The sequence below is a fragment of the Brevibacterium siliguriense genome (assembly GCF_900105315.1).
GTDB classification, from domain to species: domain Bacteria; phylum Actinomycetota; class Actinomycetes; order Actinomycetales; family Brevibacteriaceae; genus Brevibacterium; species Brevibacterium siliguriense.
In genome coordinates this window covers 3311061-3327246 of sequence record NZ_LT629766.1, presented here as the reverse complement: position 1 = coordinate 3327246, position 16186 = coordinate 3311061, and the positions used below count along the sequence as shown (strand labels likewise).

The following is a 16186-nucleotide window of genomic DNA, read 5'->3' as shown; positions in this document are numbered from 1 at the left end:
ACATTTCAGGCGGGCACCCACACGGGTGCCCGCCTGTAGTGTATTCACTGCCAGAACCGAGGTTCGATGCGTCGGGGCCGTGCGGATCTTGCGGGCCGCCTCGGCGCCGCTGGTCACATTTCGTTCATTTCATCGGGATCGATCCTGATACCTCGGGCGCGGAGTGGTCCTCAGAGGTCGAAGACTGATGGCGAAGTGGACAGAATGCGGTGACGGCGGGATCGGAACTCGAACGAAGGCCGGGACATCGACGTGTCCCGGCTTTCATTCGGCTCGCGCTGGCGTCTGCCTCACGCGACGATCCTCACTTCACTCGCGAGAGCTCCACCGAATCGTCGAACTCGATGTCAGCGGCCTCATCGTGTTTGTACGTGAAGCGGCTGACGATGACGGCGACGATGAGGTTGACGATGAAGCCGGGGATGATCTCGTAGATCGCGTCCGTCATCGGGGTGCTCACCTGGCCCCATACGAAGGCCACGATCGCACCGGAGAGCAGGCCGAACAGGGCGCCCCAATTGCTCAGACGCTTCCAGAACAGGGTGAGCAGGACGATCGGGCCGAACGAGGCGCCGAAACCGGCCCACGCGAACGCGACGAGGTCGAGGATGCTGTTCGACGGCGAGATCGCGAGCACCACCGCGATGACGGCGACGACGAGCACGCCGAGACGGCCGAGCAGCACATACGTCTTGTCCTGCAGCGTGCGCGTGGATCCGGCACGCAGGGCGACGATCTTGAACAGATCCTCGATGAGAGCCGATGACGTGACGACGAGCTGAGAGGAGATCGTCGACATGATCGCCGCCAGCACCGCAGCCAGCACGAGGCCGGCGATGAACGGGTGGAAGAGGATCTGCGCGAGGTCGAGGAAGACGGTCTCGGCATCGGCGGGCTCCATGTCCGCGTGCTGGGAGAAGTAGGAGATGCCGACGATGGCGGTGGCGATCGCTCCGAGAGCGGAGACGCCCATCCAGCCGACGCCGATGCGTCGGGCGACGGTGGCATCGGCGGGAGTACGCAGAGCCATGAAGCGCACAATGATGTGCGGCTGTCCGAAGTAGCCCAGTCCCCAAGCCAGGGCCGAGACGACGGAGGTGATGGTTGCGAAGGTCCAGAAGCCCTCGGACCCGAAGAGGTTGAGCAGGCCGGGATCGATCTCGGAGACGTTGTGGATCACGGTCGAGGGGCCGCCGGCGTTGATGACGGCGACGATCGGCACGGCCACCAGAGCGGCGAACATCAGCAGACCCTGCGCGACGTCGGTGAGAGTCGCACCGAGGAAGCCGCCGAAGAGGGTGTAGACCATCGTGATCGCGGCGACGAGGAGCATCCCGCCGAGGTAGTTGAGCCCGAAGCTCGACTCGAAGAATTTGCCGGCCGCGACCATGCCCGAAGAGACGTAGAAGGTGAAGAAGACGAGGATGATGATGCCGCAGACGATGCGCAGCAGTCGGGTCCGATCCTTCAGTCGCTGTTCGAAGAAGCTCGGAATCGTGATCGAGTCGCCGGCCTTCTCCGTGAACGCCCGAAGCCGTGGAGCGACGATCTTCCAATTGACCCAGGCCCCGATGGTCAGGCCGATGGCGATCCAGGCTTCGATGAGACCGTGCATATAGATGGCGCCGGGCAGGCCCATCAGAAGCCAGCCGGACATATCCGATGCGCCGGCGCTCAGTGCCGCAACGCTGGGCCGCAGCCCACGTCCTGCGAGCATAAAGTCATCGAGGTTGTTCTTCGTCTTACGGTAGGCGAACCAGCCGATGGCCAGCATGCCGATGAAGTAGAGGACGATTGCAATCGTGCGGAAAGTGGTTTCCGACATCTGAGCTCAGCTCCTTTGATAGGCCGAGCCGACCTTACAGCACAAGAGGTCCTAGGTGTGAATTTCCTGTGCACCCATGCGCTTTGAGGCGATGGTTCAGTCGAAGACGACCGTGCGGTGGCCGTCCATGAGGACTCGGCCCTCTGCGTGCCAGGCGACGGCCCGGGCGAGCACAGCAGCCTCGACGTCCTGACCATGTCGGACGAAATCGGAGGTCGCCTGATTGTGATCGACGCGGGCGACATCCTGTTCGATGATCGGGCCTTCGTCGAGATCGCTGGTGACATAGTGGGCGGTCGCCCCGATGATCTTCACACCGCGGGCATGCGCCTGATGGTAGGGCTTCGCGCCCTTGAAGCTCGGCAGGAACGAATGGTGGATGTTGATGACCCGACCTTCGAGGCGGTCACAGAGTTCGGGCGAGAGGATCTGCATATACCGGGCCAGGACGATGAGTTCGACATCGAGTTCATCGACGAGGGCAGACAGTCGCGCCTCGGCGTCGGCCTTCGTGTCCCGGGTGACCGGAATATGGTGGAAATCATGCCCGTGGAATTCCGACAGCGGACGCAGATCGTCATGGTTGCCGGCGATGCCGACGATATCGATGGGCAGCTGACCAGCCGAATGCCGGAACAGCAGAGTGTTGAGGCAGTGTGCGGCCTTGGACACCATGATCAGCGTGCGGGTCTTCTTCTCCACCGGCTGCAGACTCACGGTCATCGCGAACCGGGGAGCCACCTCGGCGAGGGCGTCTTCCACGGTCGTCGCCGAAATCCCCGCGGGCGTCGAGAACTGCAGGCGCAGGAAGAACTGCCGGGAATCGGGGGAGGAGAACTGCTGGGATTCGGTGATGTTCCCGCCGAACCCTGCGAGCACCCCGGTCACGGCATGGACGATGCCGGTCGAATCGGGGCAGGTGACACTCAGGATCCATTCGCAGCTCATGGTCACGATCCTAATCGGTGGAGGTGGTTTCCACCCACCCGGTGGCGGTATCCGGATGTCGGTCGCGGCCCGGAAACCAGGCGGTGTCGCTGTTAGCATGGTGCCGGGTGACGGCCGCAGTTTGCGCGCTGTCTCGCTCCCATCATCGGATGCCACAGGAGAGTACTCATGACCGAAAACTCGATGCAGGCTTCGCTTGCCGACATCGACCCGCAGATTGCCGAAGTCCTCGACCTCGAGCTGGGCCGCCAGCGTTCGACGCTCGAGATGATCGCCTCGGAGAATTTCGTCCCCCGCGCCGTGCTGGAAGCACAGGGATCGGTGCTGACGAACAAGTACGCCGAAGGGTATCCCGGGAAGCGCTACTACGGCGGATGCGAATACGTCGACGTAGCAGAGAACCTCGCCATCGACCGTGCCAAGAGCCTCTTCGGCGCCGACTACGCGAACGTCCAGCCTCACTCGGGTGCCTCGGCCAACGCGGCGGTCATGCACGCTCTGGCCCGTCAGGGAGACAAGATGCTCGGTCTGTCCCTGGCGCACGGTGGCCACCTCACCCACGGCATGAAGATCAACTTCTCCGGTCGCCTCTACGATGTCGCCTCCTACGAGGTCGATCCCGACACCTACCGCATCGACATGGATAAGGTGCGCGAGAAGGCTCTCGAACACCGTCCCGAGGTCATCGTGGCCGGCTGGTCCGCCTACCCTCGTCAGCTGGACTTCCAGGCATTCCGCGATATCGCCGATGAAGTCGGTGCGAAGCTCTGGGTCGATATGGCCCACTTCGCCGGACTTGTGGCCGCCGGTCTGCACCCGAACCCCGTGCCGTTCGCCGATGTCGTGTCCTCCACGGTCCACAAGACCATCGGCGGACCTCGCTCCGGCTTCATCCTCGGCAAGGAGGAGTACGCGAAGAAGGTCAACTCCGCCGTCTTCCCCGGCCAGCAGGGCGGTCCGCTCATGCACGTCATCGCCGCGAAGGCCGTGGCCTTCAAACTCGCTGCCTCGGACGAGTTCAAGGAACGTCAGGAACGCACCGTGCGCGGTGCCCAGATCCTGGCCGAACGCCTGCTGGCCTCCGACGTCGCTGAAGCCGGAGCCTCCGTGCTCACCGGCGGCACCGATGTCCACCTCGTGCTCGTCGACCTCCGCAACTCCGCTCTTGACGGGCAGCAGGCCGAGGATCTCCTCCACAACGTCGGCATCACCGTCAACCGCAATGCGGTTCCCTTCGACCCGCGCCCGCCGATGGTCACTTCCGGACTGCGCATCGGCACCCCGGCTCTGGCCACCCGCGGATTCGGCGACGAGGAATTCACCGTCGTCGCGGACGTCATCGCCGAGGCGCTCAAGCCGGGTGCCGATGTTGAGGCGCTCGCCGCCCGTGTGAAGAAGCTCAGCGATGATTTCCCTCTCTACGAAGGCCTGGAGCAGTACTGATGAGTGCACAGATCCTGGACGGCAGAGCTTGCGCGAAGCAGATCAAAGCTGAACTCACCGAGGCGGTGGCGACCCTGGCCGAGTCCGGGATCGTCCCGGGCCTCGGCACCGTTCTGGTGGGGGAGGACCCCGGATCGAAGTGGTACGTCGCGGGCAAGCACCGTGACTGCGCCGAGGTCGGGATCCAGTCGATCCGCCGAGATCTTCCGGAGTCGGTGAGCCAGGATGAGCTGTTGGCCGTCATCGACGAGCTCAATAAGGACGACGCCTGTACCGGGTACATCGTTCAGCTTCCCCTGCCGGACCATATCGACACGGACACGATCCTCGAAGCCATCGACCCGGCCAAGGATGCCGATGGTCTGCATCCGACGAACCTCGGGCGGCTTGTGCTCAACGTCAATTCGGAGATCACGACTCCGCTGCCGTGCACTCCGCGCGGAGTCATCGAACTGATCAATCGCAACGGCATCGAGCTGAACGGCAAGCACGTCGTCGTCATCGGCCGCGGAGTCACCGTGGGCCGGTCCATCGGTGCGCTGCTGACTCGGCGTGAGCACAACGCGACCGTGACGCTGACGCACACCGGCACGCGCAATCTCGATGAGCTGCTGGCTCAGGCCGATGTCATCGTTGCAGCCGCCGGCGCGGCCCGCATCGTGAAGGCGGAAGCGGTCAAGCCCGGAGCGATCGTCCTCGACGTGGGCGTCTCGCGTGAGACGGACCCGGAGACGGGGAAGTCGAAGATCGTCGGAGACGTCGATCCCGCGGTCGCCGAGGTGGCGTCCTGGGTCTCACCGAACCCGGGAGGCGTCGGTCCGATGACCCGAGCCCTGCTGCTCAAGAACGTCGTCGACACCGCCCAACGCTCAGCCACCTGACCCCTATTACTACCTGACGGCGGCCCAGCAACCTTGCGCGAGGTTGCTGGGCCGCCGTCAGGTAGTTCTGGGAGGTTTCGGTCGGGGTCAGTCCTCGGAGAGCTTGAGTTCGAAGAAGACGCGCGGATCGCCCGAGCCAGCGTAGTCCTCGATGAGTTCACCGCTGAAGCCCATGGAGGAGTGGAAGGAGATCGCGCCCGAAGACTCCGGCATCGTCGTCGCCTGCACCGAGGAGACGCCGAGCTGACGGGAACGGTCGATGAAGTGCTGGTAGAGGTGGCGGCCGATTCCCTGGTGGCGGAAATCGGAGCGTGCTGCCACCAGGTGGATGTAGGCGGGTCCGTCGTGCGGAATGACGCCGAGCAGGTAGCCGACGATCTCCGAACGGTAGCGGGCAACGAGTCCCGAAGTCACGAACTGACGGAACCAGTAGGCGTCATGGTCACCGCTGAGGTCGCGGTCTCCCCAGAAGTTCGCCTGGGCGTCGAGCAGGAATTCGCGCATCTCGCGGGCGTCGACCTCATCGAGCGGGCTGATGCTCAGCTGCTCGGTATCGATAGTTTCGTCAACGGCCATTGCGCCTCCTGATGTGTTCGTTCTTACCCTCACTCTATAACGCCCTGTCCCGGAAGAATAGTGCGCGCCATGTCATCATAGATCACATGATTCGGATTGCTTCAGTCAACGTCAACGGAGTCCGCGCAGCATGGCGAAAGGGGATGCCAACTTGGGTCGATGCAGCGAAGCCGGACTTCATCACACTCCAGGAGGTGCGCGCTGCCAACGATATCGCGCACAGTGTCCTTGCCGACACGGGCTACACCACCACCAGCCATGACGCGGAGGCCAAGGGCCGCGCCGGAGTCGCCGTGATGGCCCACAGCGAACCCGAGGCGGTGCGCGAGGGACTGGGCGACGACGGATACTTCGACCGGGCCGGACGGTGGGTGGAGACGGACTACCGCCTCGGCGACGGATCGCTGCTGACCCTCGTGTCCGCCTACGTCCATTCCGGAGAGGCCGACACCCCCAAGCAGGACGACAAGTACCGGTTCCTCGATCGCATGATCGAACGGATGCCCCAGCTGGCGAAGACCGCTGACCATGTCCTCATCACCGGCGACCTCAACGTGTGCCACACCGAACGCGACCTGAAAAACTGGAAGGCCAACCGGAAGAAGTCGGGATTCCTGCCGGAGGAACGAGCCTACTTCGACAGGTTCTTCGGGGAGATCGGCTTTGTCGACGTCCACCGCCGGCTCAGCGGCGACGTCGACGGCCCCTACACCTGGTGGTCGATGCGCGGGCAGGCCTTCGATAATGACACGGGATGGCGCATCGACTACCAGATGGCCACTCCGGCCCTGGCCGACGCAGCGGTCAAGGCCACCGTGGACAAAGCTGACAGCTGGGCCGAACGCTGGTCGGACCACGCTCCGCTGGTCATCGACTACGACCTCCCGGCTGTCAAGGCCTGAACCCGCAGTATCCGCCCGCTCGCAGGCAGACCTCGCCGAGGCGGCTCCCCGTGCTCTGTTCACCGTCGACGCCATCGTGGCCGTTCCAGGCCGCCGGGGTCAGCAGTCCGAAGGATATGAGCACGCCGTGACACTGGAAGAGCCCGGGGGCTCAGGACGAAATGTCCTGAGCCCCCGGGCTCTTTGTTGACTGCCGACCGTTCAGAGACGTTCAGTGACTGCGGCGTTTCAGAATCTCAGCAGCAGCGAGCCTTGGGATTGCGGTCCTGCTCATCGGTGAGATCACGCCAGAAGGCCTTTTCCTCCATCGCACCCTCACGAGTGCCGTGGCGGCGCTCGTAGGATTCGAGGTAGTGGATATAGGCGTTCTCGCCCATGATCTCCTTGAGGTACCAGTGCAGCCCGGCGATGCCTCGTCGCAGAGAACCCCACGGATCGCTGGCGATGCGGCTGAGCGGATGTGCGGTGCTCATTCCTTCCGCCTTCCTGCCTCGTGCTCGTCCCACTGTGCCTGGATCTCACGCTCGGGCTTTCGAGCGATGAGACCGGCCGGAGCGAACATCTTCGTCTCGACGAAGGGTTCCTCCGTCGTCGGCAGGGACCCCTTCTTGACGGCCTCGATGGACTTCCAGACTGCCATGACGACGACCATTGCGACAAGGAGTGCGAATACGATCGACAGCGTGCCCTGTACGAAAGTGTTGCGCACGACGGCGCTCATCGCCGCCACTCCTTCGGTGTTGCCCATCGAGGTCTCTCCGGCCGCCAGCGCATCCTTGTAGGCGAAGTGCTGAGCCCAGTAGCCGAGCTTCGGGTCGGAGGAGAAGATCTTCTGCCACGAGGCGACCATCGTGACCAGCAGGTCCCAGACGAGTGGAATGCCGGGGATCCACGCCCACTTGGCCAGACCCATCTTGCACACTATGGCGAAGACGACGGCGAGAGCGATCGCGGCCAGCAGCTGGTTCGAGATGCCGAAGAGCGGGAACAGCGTGTTGATGCCGCCGAGGGGGTCGGTGACACCCATGAGCAGGATCGATCCCCAAGCGGCGACCATGATCGCGGTCGTCAGCCAGGCACCCGGCGTCCATGAGGGGTCCCGGAACCGCTTCGAGAAGTTGCCGAGCGCATCCGAGAGCATGAAACGGGCCACGCGGGTGCCCGCATCGATCGTGGTGAGGATGAACAGCGCCTCGAACATCACGGCGAAGTGGTACCAGAACGACATCCAGGCCGGCCCGCCGAAGACGTTGTGGAGGATGTGCGCCATTCCCATCGCCAGCGTCGGGGCACCGCCGGTGCGTGAGACGATGCTCTCCTCACCGACGTCCTTGGCCGCCTGATCGAGGATCTCCGGGCTCGTCTCCACTCCGGACATGCCCAAGGAGTTGTTGATGAAGTCAGCGGCTCCCTGCACCGTTCCGCCGGTGAGCGGTTCGGCGGCATTCATCGCGAAGTAGAGACCCTTGTCGAGGCAGATCGCGGCGACCAGTGCCATGATCGCGACGAAGGACTCCATGAGCATGCCGCCGTAGCCGATGAGGCGCGCCTGGGTCTCCTTCTCGATGAGCTTCGGAGTCGTACCCGAGGAGATGAGGGCGTGGAAGCCTGACAAGGCTCCACAGGCGATGGTGATGAACAGGAACGGGAACAAGGCGCCCGCGAACGCCGGACCTGCCGTGTTGAATGCGAACTCGGTCAGGGCAGGCATCTGCACGGTCGGATTGACGATGAGGATGCCCACGGCAAGCAGCACGATGGTGCCGATCTTCATGAACGTCGACAGGTAGTCGCGCGGAGCCAGGAGCACCCACACCGGCAGCACGGCTGCGAGGAAGCCGTAGATCATCAGGCACCAGGCCAGAGTCACCTTGTCGAGGTGGAAGATCTCGGACCAGAACGGCGAGTTGTGGACCCAGCCGCCGGCGATGATCGCGATGACGAGCAGCACGATGCCGATGACGGAGGTTTCGACGACCTTGCCGGGACGCAGGTAGCGCATGTAGATGCCCATGAACACGGCGATCGGGATAGTCATCGCGATGGAGAAGACGCCCCAGGGGCTTTCGGCCAGCGCGTTGATGATGACGACGCCGAGGACCGCGATGAGGATGACCATGATGAGGATGATGCCGATGGAGGCGATGATTCCGCCCGTGCGGCCGAGCTCGTCACGGGTCATCTGTCCCAGCGAGCGGCCATTGCGGCGCATGGAGAAGAACAGCACCATATAGTCCTGGACACCGCCGGCGAGCACAACGCCGAAGACGATCCACAGGGTTCCGGGCAGGTAGCCCATCTGGGCTGCGAGGATCGGTCCCACGAGGGGGCCGGCACCGGAGATCGCCGCGAAGTGGTGGCCGAACAGGACTCGGCGGTCGGTCGGTGCGAAGTCGCGGCCGTTGTCGTTGAGTTCTGCCGGGGTGGCTCGCTTGGGGTTCGGGCGGCAGATCTTCCATTCGATGAGCTTCGCGTAGAAGCGGAAGCCGATGAGGTAGCTGCCGACGGCTGCAGCGACGAACCAGCTGGCCGACAGCTCTTCACCGCGCACGAACGCGATCATCGACCAGCCCGCGCCGGCGATGAGGGCGATGACCACCCACAGCACGATCTTCGCCGGTGTCCAGCGTGGCTTCTCGACCACGGCGACCGGCGGAAGGTCGTCCTCGGTCTTGACGTATTCGACCGACATAGTCCTCCTCCTTGAGAGATGACGCATCTGACCTCCGAGGGCCGACGCATTCGAATTGTTGAGTTCTCAGCATGATCGGACCTTCGCTGGCCACAGCTCGACAGTTGTTCGAGAACTGGGAGACACCTTGGTGAATCATGTGATCTGGTACGAACTATACCGCTGGACCCCGACCGAGCGTGACCCACGACACCAGACCGGACGCGTGATCGGACCCCGGCAGGGGAGATGGCATCATAGGACTATGACGAACTCTCCACAGCCGCGCACTGTCTCAGGTATCCAAGCCACTTCCGATTCCCTTCATCTCGGCAACTACATCGGGGCCCTGCAGCAGTTCGTGACTCACCAGGAGTCGCATGATGCCTTCTACTTCATCGCGAATATGCACGCGATCACCGTCGAACAGGATCCGGCCGAGCTGCGGGAGCGCACGCTGCGCACGGCTGCGCAGTTCATCGCCGCCGGTCTCGACCCGGAGAAGTCGACGATCTTCGTCCAGTCCCAGGTGCCTGCCCATCCGCAGCTGTCCTGGGTCCTCGAATGCACCACCTCGATGGGTGAGGCGAGCCGGATGACCCAGTTCAAGGACAAGTCCGCGAAGCAGGAGCACGTGTCCCTGGGGCTGCTCACCTACCCGGCCCTGATGGCCGCCGATATCCTCCTGTACAACCCGCAGCTCGTTCCCGTCGGCGAGGACCAGCGCCAGCACCTCGAGCTGACCCGCAACCTGGCCGAACGCTTCAACTATCGGTTCGGCAAGACCTTCACCGTCCCCGAGGCACAGATCCTCAAGGCGACTGCGAAGATCTACGACCTGCAGAATCCGGGCTCGAAGATGTCGAAGTCCCAGCCCAGCCCGCAGGGCCGCATCGACATCCTCGACGACGCGAAGGCCCTGACGAAGAAGATCAAGTCGGCCGTGACCGATGACGGCACAGAGATCGCCTACGATCCGGAAAGCAAACCGGGAGTGTCGAACCTGCTGACCATCTATTCCTCCCTGACCTCGCGCCCGGTCGACGATATCGTCGCCGAGTACGCAGGGAAGATGTACGGTCACCTCAAGGTCGACCTCGCCGAGGTGGCCGTCGAGACCCTGACACCCGTGCGGGAGCGTACGGTGGAACTCCTCGACGACCGAGCTCAGCTGCAGTCGATCCTCGACCGCGGAGCGGAGAAGGCCAGCGCCATCGCCGAGGCGACCCTGCGAGAGGTCTACGACAAGATCGGCTTCATCTGATCGTGGCGAAGAAGAAACCCGATGAGGGACCGCTCAATCTCACACCGGATATGCTCCACACCGCAGCGCGGGTGGAGGACCGGTTCAATGGGTGGATCCAGAATCGGGCCACCGACCATGCCTACCATCGCACCGTCATCGCCTACGACACATACGGTGGGACCGGGTGGGTGCGGGTGCTCGGACGCCTGGTGCTCACCCCGAACGGTCAGCCCGCCGCCGATGTCCATGCGAGCATCCGCGGCTGGAAATCCTTCGTCAGCGTGCCCCTGCCCAATGACACCGCATGGGTGCGCGTCAACGACGAAGAGCATATGGTCACCTCCGATCGCGGGGGCATCATCGACACCGTCATCCCCGGGGACTTCGAACCGGGGGAGACGGAGATCGAGCTGTGGACCGACGGTTCGCTCGTCGACTCTGCTGCCGTGCGCATCATCGGGGAGGACTCGACCTTCGGCATCATCTCCGATATCGACGATACGGTCATGGTCACCTCGCTGCCGCGTCCCTTCCTCGCCGCCTGGAACACCTTCGTCTTGAGTGAGCACGCGAGATCCCCGGTGGCGGGAATGGCCGTGCTCTATGACCGAATCACCTTCATGCGCCCGGACACTCCGATGGTCTACCTGTCGACGGGCGCTTGGAATTCGGCGCTGACGCTCAAGCGGTTCCTCTCCCGGAACCTCTACCCGATGGGGCCGCTGCTGCTCACCGACTGGGGGCCGACGACGACTCGGGTGTTCCGCTCGGGCAAGGAACACAAACGGAATTCGCTGGAACGTCTGGCCCGGGAATTCCCGTGGATGAAGTGGCTGCTCATCGGCGACGACGGACAGAACGACGAGGAGATCTACGGGGAGTTCGTCGAAAACCATCCGAAGAACGTCGCCGCCGTCGCGATCCGGCAGCTCACCGTCGGTGAGGCCGTGTGGGCCGGTGGACGGTCGAAGCGCCACGGTCGCGGCCAGGGTGTGCCGTGGATCTATGCCCCCGATGGTGCAGGCTTGGCCTCCCGCCTGACCGAACGAGGAATCATCTCGACGGTCTGAGCGGAACCTCACCGCTACCTGACGGCGGCCCAGCAACCTCGCGCTGGAGTGGTCCCGAAAGTTGGACTGTGATCAACACAAACCAACTTGAAGGGACTACTCCATGCGCAAGGACTGTCTGATCACCAACGTCCAAGCCCGTGCCGCGATCGAACTGTTCGACCACGGCTACGGATACGCTGCGACAGCCACGAAGCTCGACGTCCACAAACCCACACTCAAACTCCTCCACGACCGGTGGTTAGTGCGTGGAACAATATCGTTCATGGAACCCCACCAGCCCCGGCGCATACCAGCAGAGCAGAAGATCGCGACCGCGAAGCGATACCTCGACGGTGAACACAAAGTCGAACTCGCCAAGGAACTCGGCCTGGCATCATCGCGACCGATCCTCGACTGGGTCAAGGAATACCGAGACAAGGGCGAGGACGCTTTCACCCCACGCAAAGCATCGGGGAAGGGCAAAACAGCTCGCATGCGCGCGATCGATCACGGGCAGGACCCGGATGCCGACCCGGCACCGTCGAAGCCGGATGTGATGGCGAAGAAGACTCGGGTCGAGGACATCAGCCTGGCCGAGTACCGGCAGCTACAAGACCGGCTGCTGCGGGCGGAAGCGGAGAACGCGTACTTAAAAAAACTGAAGGCCTTGAGGCAGAACGGGCAGCTGTAAAAGCACGCATTGTTGCCAGTCTCAAGGCGGACTACCCACTGTCACTGCTGCTGAGCATTGCGGGGTTGGCGCGGTCGACGTTTTTCTATCACCAGAAACGCTTCGGTCAGAGACCTGACCCGTATGTGCAGGTGAGGGCCCGGATCCGGGAGATCTTCACCGACAGCAACGAACGCTACGGGCACCGCAAGATTATGACTGTCTTGGTCAAAGAGGGCCTGTCGATTGCGAAGAAGACCGTGCTGCGGTTGATGCAGGACATGGGGATCAAGACCAAGGTGCGCCGGAAGCGGTACAACTCCCACCGCGGCACGGTCGGCCGTGTGGCTGGCAATGTCCTCAACCGGGACTTCACTGCTGAGGAACCGAATGAGAAATGGGTCTCTGACGTCACGGAATTCGCTGTGGCGGATCAGAAACTGTATCTGTCACCGGTCATTGATCTCTTCGATACCAGTGTGGTGTCGTACTCGATGTCGACGTCACCGAACACGGCGTTGACGAACGAGTCACTGATCAGGGCATGCCAGGGGCTTCGGCCGGGTCAGGCACCGTTGGTGCACACGGACCAGGGGTTTCAGTACCAGCACGTGTCGTGGGCGGCGATCTTGGCCGAGTATGGTGCCACACCGTCGATGTCGCGGAAGGGAAATTGTTGGGATAACGCGGTCGCGGAGAACTTCTTCGGGCAATTGAAGTCTGAAATGTTCTATCTGCAGAAGTTCGACACTGTCGAGGACCTCAAGACCGCGATCGATGAGTACATTCACTGGTATAACTTTGAGAGGATCTCGACACGACTTGGCGGTCTTGCTCCGATGGAGTATCGGACCAAGACCGCCAATGCCACAGAGGCCGTAACCGCTCTATGCTGACCCCACAGCAGTCCAACTATTGGGGACCACTCCAGCGCGAGGTTGCTGGGCCGCCGTCGGGTAGCAATTGGGGCTGAGGAGGTCTTTGAAGTGCTCGGTCGGCTCAGTTCAGCTGCGCCTGCAGCTGCTGCTTCGCCTCATCGAACTGAGCTGCGAAGGTCTCGATGAGCTCGGCGGTCGTGCGCTGCTGACCGAGAGCACCGATGCCCTGGCCCGAGCCCCAGATGTCCTTCCAGGCCTTCGCATCCGAGTTCGGGTCGGAGGCGAAGTTCATCTTCGAGGGATCGGACTCCGGCAGATTGTCCGGGTCGAGACCAGAAGCGACGATGGACCCGCGCAGGTAATTGCCCTTCACGCCGGTGAAGTAGTTCGAGTACACGACATCGTCGGCACCGGATTCGACGACCATCTTCCGGTAGTCCTCGACGACATTCGCCTCGGGCGTCGACAGAAAGGCCGAGCCGACATAGGCGAGATCGGCACCGGCGGCCAGAGCAGCGAGGACCGAACGGCCGTGGGCTATGGCGCCGGACAGCAGCAGGGGGCCATCGAACCAGGATCGGATCTCCTGAACCAGCGCGAACGGCGACTGTGCCCCGGCATGCCCGCCGGCACCGGCAGCCACAGCGATGACGCCGTCGGCGCCCTTCTCGACGGCTTTGTTGGCGAAGCGGTTGTTGATGACGTCGTGGAGGACGAGGCCGCCGTAGGAATGGACGGCCTCGTTGACCTCTTCACGGGCGCCGAGGGAGGTGATGACGATCGGCACCTGGTGGCGGACCACCGAGGCGAGGTCCTCCTCGAGGCGATTGTTCGAACGGTGGACGATGAGGTTGACCGCGAACGGAGCGGCAGGCTGCTGCGGCTTCGCCGCAGTGTGAGCGGCGTTCGACTCGGAGATCTCATCGAGCCAGTCGGTCAGCTGCGAAGCAGGTCGGGCGTTCAGCGATGGGAAGGATCCGACGATTCCCGCTTGGCATTGGGCCTTGACCAATTCGGGTCCTGAGGCGATGAACATGGGGGAGCCGACGACGGGCAGACGGAGTTGGGAGCGCAGCTCGGAGAAGGTGCTCACGGTGCCTCCTTGCGAAGATTCATGCATGCGCCCATTCTAACTGAACGTTTGTTAAATGCGATAGACGACACATCGTCCGCTCGTGCGTCTCCGGCAGCGGGTACGACAGCGGCGCGGTCTTCGCAATGGAGTCCGCGCCGCTGTGTTCGAGGTGAGCGGCCTCTGCGAGAACTCAGGAATCCGTGAAGTTCGGGTCCCGCTTCTCGACGAAGGCGGCCATGCCCTCGGACTGATCATTCGTGGCCAGCGAGGAGTGGAAGAGGCGACGTTCGTAGCGCAGGCCCTGCTCCAGTGTCGTCTCGAACGCGGTGTTCACCGCTTCCTTGACCATCGTCGAGGCGATCCGGGACTTCGACGCGATGGTCTTCGCGATCTCTTTGGCGGTCTCCAGCAGTTCCTCGGGTTCGACGATGCGAGCGACGAGTCCGGAGCGTTCGGCCTCCTCGGCGCCCATCATCCGACCGGTCAGGCACATGTCCATGGCCTTGGCCTTGCCGACGGCGCGGGTCAGGCGCTGCGATCCGCCCATTCCCGGGAGCACACCGAGGTTGATCTCGGGCTGTCCGAACTTCGCCTTCGCCGAAGCGATGAGGATGTCGCCCATCATCGCCAGCTCGCAGCCGCCGCCCAGGGCGTAGCCGCCGACAGCGGTGATGACCGGCTTGCGCACATCGGTCAGCCGGGTCCACCCGGCGAACCAGTCGGCCTTGTACGCAGTCGAGAAGTCGAGGCTCGACATCTCCTTGATATCGGCTCCGGCGGCGAAGGCCTTCTCGTCGCCGGTGATGATGATCGCCTTGATCGAATCATCGGCGTCGTAGGCGGTTGCCGCATCAGTGATGTCGGTGAGTACCTGCAGATTGAGCGCGTTGAGCGCCTTCGGCCGGTTGATCGTGATGGTGGCGACGCCGTCGCTGACGTCGGTGAGGATAGTTTCGAATTCGCTCATGAGAACACCTTGTCTTCGTGGTCGGTGGTGAGGATCGACTGAACCTGCTCGTCGCTGACCTCGGCCAGCGAGGCGGGATTCCACTGCGGGTTGCGGTCCTTGTCGATGACCTGCGCGCGGATGCCTTCCTTGAGGTCGGGCAGTGCGGTCAGGGTCACGGCCGCACGGTAGTCCTGCTCGAGGACCTCGGCCAACGTCATCTTCTCCGCGTTGCGGATCGCGGCCAAGGTCACCATCACCGAGGTCGGGGCCTTCGTCTTGATGAGCTCCGCAGTGGACTGGGCATCGGGGTTCTCATTCGCGGCGAGAGCCGCGACGATGGCTTCGGCGTCATCACCGACGTAGCAGGCGTTGATCCAGTCGGCCGCCTCGGCGAGGTCATCGACCGGTGCCTCTCCGGTGTATCTGTCGAGGACGGACTCGAGGTCCTCACCTGCAGTGAGGTCGGCGATGAGGTCGGGAATCTGCGCATCGGGGACGAAACGGTCGGCGAGCCCGAGGCTGATCGCGGTGCCGGCTCCGACGGGCTGCCCGGTGAGTGCGAGGTGCGTGCCGAGCTCTCCGGGGCCATTGGCCAGCAGGTGGGTGCCGCCGACATCGGGGAAGAGCCCGATTCCGGTCTCCGGCATCCCGACCTTCGTCGAATCGGTGACGATGCGGTGCGATCCGTGTCCGGAGATCCCGACTCCGCCGCCCATGGTGATGCCGTTCATGATGACGACATACGGCTTGGGGAATTCCGAGATCGCGAAGTTCATCTTGTATTCGCGATTCCAGAATCTCGCATTCTCATCGGTGCCGGCCACGATGTCGTTGTACACGGCCTTGATGTCGCCGCCGGCACAGAGTCCGCGTTCTCCGCGGCCGGTGACGAGGACGAACTTGACTGTGTCATCATCGCGCCAAGCGCTGAGGGCCTCATCGATGGCGCCCACCATTTCCTGGCTGAGCGCATTGATCAGCTTCGGCCTGTTGAGTTCGATCCGGCCCACCCCATTGGTGACCGAAGTGATGACGGAGTCGTCCGCCTGCTTCGTCGAAGGTTCTGTCAT

General features: G+C 63.2%; 15 protein-coding genes. 7 read left to right on the top strand and 8 right to left on the bottom strand.

Features of this window, described 5'->3' with window-relative positions; translation table 11 throughout:
* Positions 1-304 precede the first annotated feature (304 nt).
* Together putP and purU are read right to left on the bottom strand one after the other, a co-directional pair.
* Complete coding sequence (gene putP / locus BLU88_RS14865; protein ID WP_092015609.1) at positions 305-1825, bottom strand: sodium/proline symporter PutP; 1521 nt, start codon at positions 1823-1825, stop codon at positions 305-307.
* A 96-nt stretch (positions 1826-1921) separates the two neighbouring features.
* A complete protein-coding gene (purU, locus tag BLU88_RS14860; RefSeq protein WP_092015606.1) occupies positions 1922-2773 on the bottom strand; it encodes a formyltetrahydrofolate deformylase in 852 nt (283 codons plus the stop codon).
* Positions 2774-2941: 168 nt separating this feature from the next.
* Between purU and glyA the strand changes: the two genes are divergently transcribed.
* Together glyA and BLU88_RS14850 are read left to right on the top strand one after the other, a co-directional pair.
* Positions 2942-4216, top strand: coding sequence for a serine hydroxymethyltransferase (gene glyA / locus BLU88_RS14855; protein WP_092015603.1), 1275 nt, complete (start codon positions 2942-2944; stop codon positions 4214-4216).
* On the top strand, positions 4216-5097 hold the full coding sequence (locus BLU88_RS14850) for a bifunctional methylenetetrahydrofolate dehydrogenase/methenyltetrahydrofolate cyclohydrolase (RefSeq protein WP_092015600.1): 882 nt from the start codon (positions 4216-4218) through the stop codon (positions 5095-5097). The genes glyA and BLU88_RS14850 overlap by 1 nt, the downstream gene beginning before the upstream one ends.
* A gap of 87 nt (positions 5098-5184) precedes the next feature.
* Here the strand turns inward: BLU88_RS14850 and BLU88_RS14845 are convergent, their stop codons facing one another.
* On the bottom strand, positions 5185-5673 hold the full coding sequence (locus BLU88_RS14845) for a GNAT family N-acetyltransferase (RefSeq protein WP_092015596.1): 489 nt from the start codon (positions 5671-5673) through the stop codon (positions 5185-5187).
* 86 nt (positions 5674-5759) lie between these two features.
* Between BLU88_RS14845 and BLU88_RS14840 the strand changes: the two genes are divergently transcribed.
* On the top strand, positions 5760-6575 hold the full coding sequence (locus BLU88_RS14840; protein WP_092015593.1) for an exodeoxyribonuclease III: 816 nt from the start codon (positions 5760-5762) through the stop codon (positions 6573-6575).
* Between the two features lie 236 nt (positions 6576-6811).
* Here BLU88_RS14840 and BLU88_RS14835 read toward each other — a convergent pair whose 3' ends face one another.
* Both BLU88_RS14835 and BLU88_RS14830 read right to left on the bottom strand, forming a co-directional pair.
* Positions 6812-7048, bottom strand: coding sequence for a CstA-like transporter-associated (seleno)protein (locus tag BLU88_RS14835; protein ID WP_092015590.1), 237 nt, complete (start codon positions 7046-7048; stop codon positions 6812-6814).
* A complete protein-coding gene (locus BLU88_RS14830; protein WP_092015587.1) occupies positions 7045-9267 on the bottom strand; it encodes a carbon starvation CstA family protein in 2223 nt (740 codons plus the stop codon). Before BLU88_RS14830 ends, BLU88_RS14835 begins: the two co-directional genes overlap by 4 nt.
* Positions 9268-9511: 244 nt before the next feature.
* On the opposite strand from BLU88_RS14830, the gene trpS reads away from it, so the two are divergent.
* The 4 genes from trpS to BLU88_RS14810 all read left to right on the top strand — a co-directional run bounded on the left by trpS (position 9512) and on the right by BLU88_RS14810 (position 13110).
* A complete protein-coding gene (gene trpS / locus BLU88_RS14825) occupies positions 9512-10510 on the top strand; it encodes a tryptophan--tRNA ligase (protein ID WP_092015584.1) in 999 nt (332 codons plus the stop codon).
* Positions 10511-10512: 2 nt separating this feature from the next.
* A complete protein-coding gene (locus BLU88_RS14820; protein WP_092015581.1) occupies positions 10513-11562 on the top strand; it encodes an App1 family protein in 1050 nt (349 codons plus the stop codon).
* Between the two features lie 103 nt (positions 11563-11665).
* The gene (locus BLU88_RS14815) at positions 11666-12235 is read left to right on the top strand and encodes a helix-turn-helix domain-containing protein (RefSeq protein ID WP_092011929.1); all 570 of its coding nucleotides are present in this window, start codon (positions 11666-11668) and stop codon (positions 12233-12235) included.
* A gap of 8 nt (positions 12236-12243) precedes the next feature.
* Positions 12244-13110 carry an IS3 family transposase gene (locus BLU88_RS14810; protein WP_231939718.1) on the top strand — a complete coding sequence of 289 codons (867 nt, stop codon included), beginning with the start codon at positions 12244-12246 and terminating at the stop codon, positions 13108-13110.
* A gap of 103 nt (positions 13111-13213) precedes the next feature.
* On the opposite strand, the gene BLU88_RS14805 is transcribed toward BLU88_RS14810, so the two are convergent.
* The 3 genes from BLU88_RS14805 to BLU88_RS14795 form a co-directional block, all read right to left on the bottom strand.
* Entirely contained in the window at positions 13214-14185 is a 972-nt protein-coding gene (locus BLU88_RS14805) for an NAD(P)H-dependent flavin oxidoreductase (protein WP_231939451.1), read from the bottom strand.
* A 172-nt stretch (positions 14186-14357) separates the two neighbouring features.
* Entirely contained in the window at positions 14358-15134 is a 777-nt protein-coding gene (locus BLU88_RS14800) for an enoyl-CoA hydratase (RefSeq protein ID WP_092015575.1), read from the bottom strand.
* Entirely contained in the window at positions 15131-16186 is a 1056-nt protein-coding gene (locus BLU88_RS14795) for an enoyl-CoA hydratase/isomerase family protein (RefSeq protein WP_092015570.1), read from the bottom strand. The genes BLU88_RS14800 and BLU88_RS14795 overlap by 4 nt, the downstream gene beginning before the upstream one ends.

Bases quoted from the DNA above. Each gene is read 5' to 3' on its own strand.
- putP (WP_092015609.1), bottom strand. From the start codon at position 1,825: ATGTCGGAAACCACTTTCCGCACGATTGCAATCGTCCTCTACTTCATC.
- purU (WP_092015606.1), bottom strand. From the start codon at position 2,773: ATGAGCTGCGAATGGATCCTGAGTGTCACCTGCCCCGATTCGACCGGC.
- glyA (WP_092015603.1), top strand. From the start codon at position 2,942: ATGACCGAAAACTCGATGCAGGCTTCGCTTGCCGACATCGACCCGCAG.
- BLU88_RS14850 (WP_092015600.1), top strand. From the start codon at position 4,216: ATGAGTGCACAGATCCTGGACGGCAGAGCTTGCGCGAAGCAGATCAAA.
- BLU88_RS14845 (WP_092015596.1), bottom strand. From the start codon at position 5,673: ATGGCCGTTGACGAAACTATCGATACCGAGCAGCTGAGCATCAGCCCG.
- BLU88_RS14840 (WP_092015593.1), top strand. From the start codon at position 5,760: ATGATTCGGATTGCTTCAGTCAACGTCAACGGAGTCCGCGCAGCATGG.
- BLU88_RS14835 (WP_092015590.1), bottom strand. From the start codon at position 7,048: ATGAGCACCGCACATCCGCTCAGCCGCATCGCCAGCGATCCGTGGGGT.
- BLU88_RS14830 (WP_092015587.1), bottom strand. From the start codon at position 9,267: ATGTCGGTCGAATACGTCAAGACCGAGGACGACCTTCCGCCGGTCGCC.
- trpS (WP_092015584.1), top strand. From the start codon at position 9,512: ATGACGAACTCTCCACAGCCGCGCACTGTCTCAGGTATCCAAGCCACT.
- BLU88_RS14815 (WP_092011929.1), top strand. From the start codon at position 11,666: ATGCGCAAGGACTGTCTGATCACCAACGTCCAAGCCCGTGCCGCGATC.
- BLU88_RS14800 (WP_092015575.1), bottom strand. From the start codon at position 15,134: ATGAGCGAATTCGAAACTATCCTCACCGACGTCAGCGACGGCGTCGCC.
- BLU88_RS14795 (WP_092015570.1), bottom strand. From the start codon at position 16,186: ATGACAGAACCTTCGACGAAGCAGGCGGACGACTCCGTCATCACTTCG.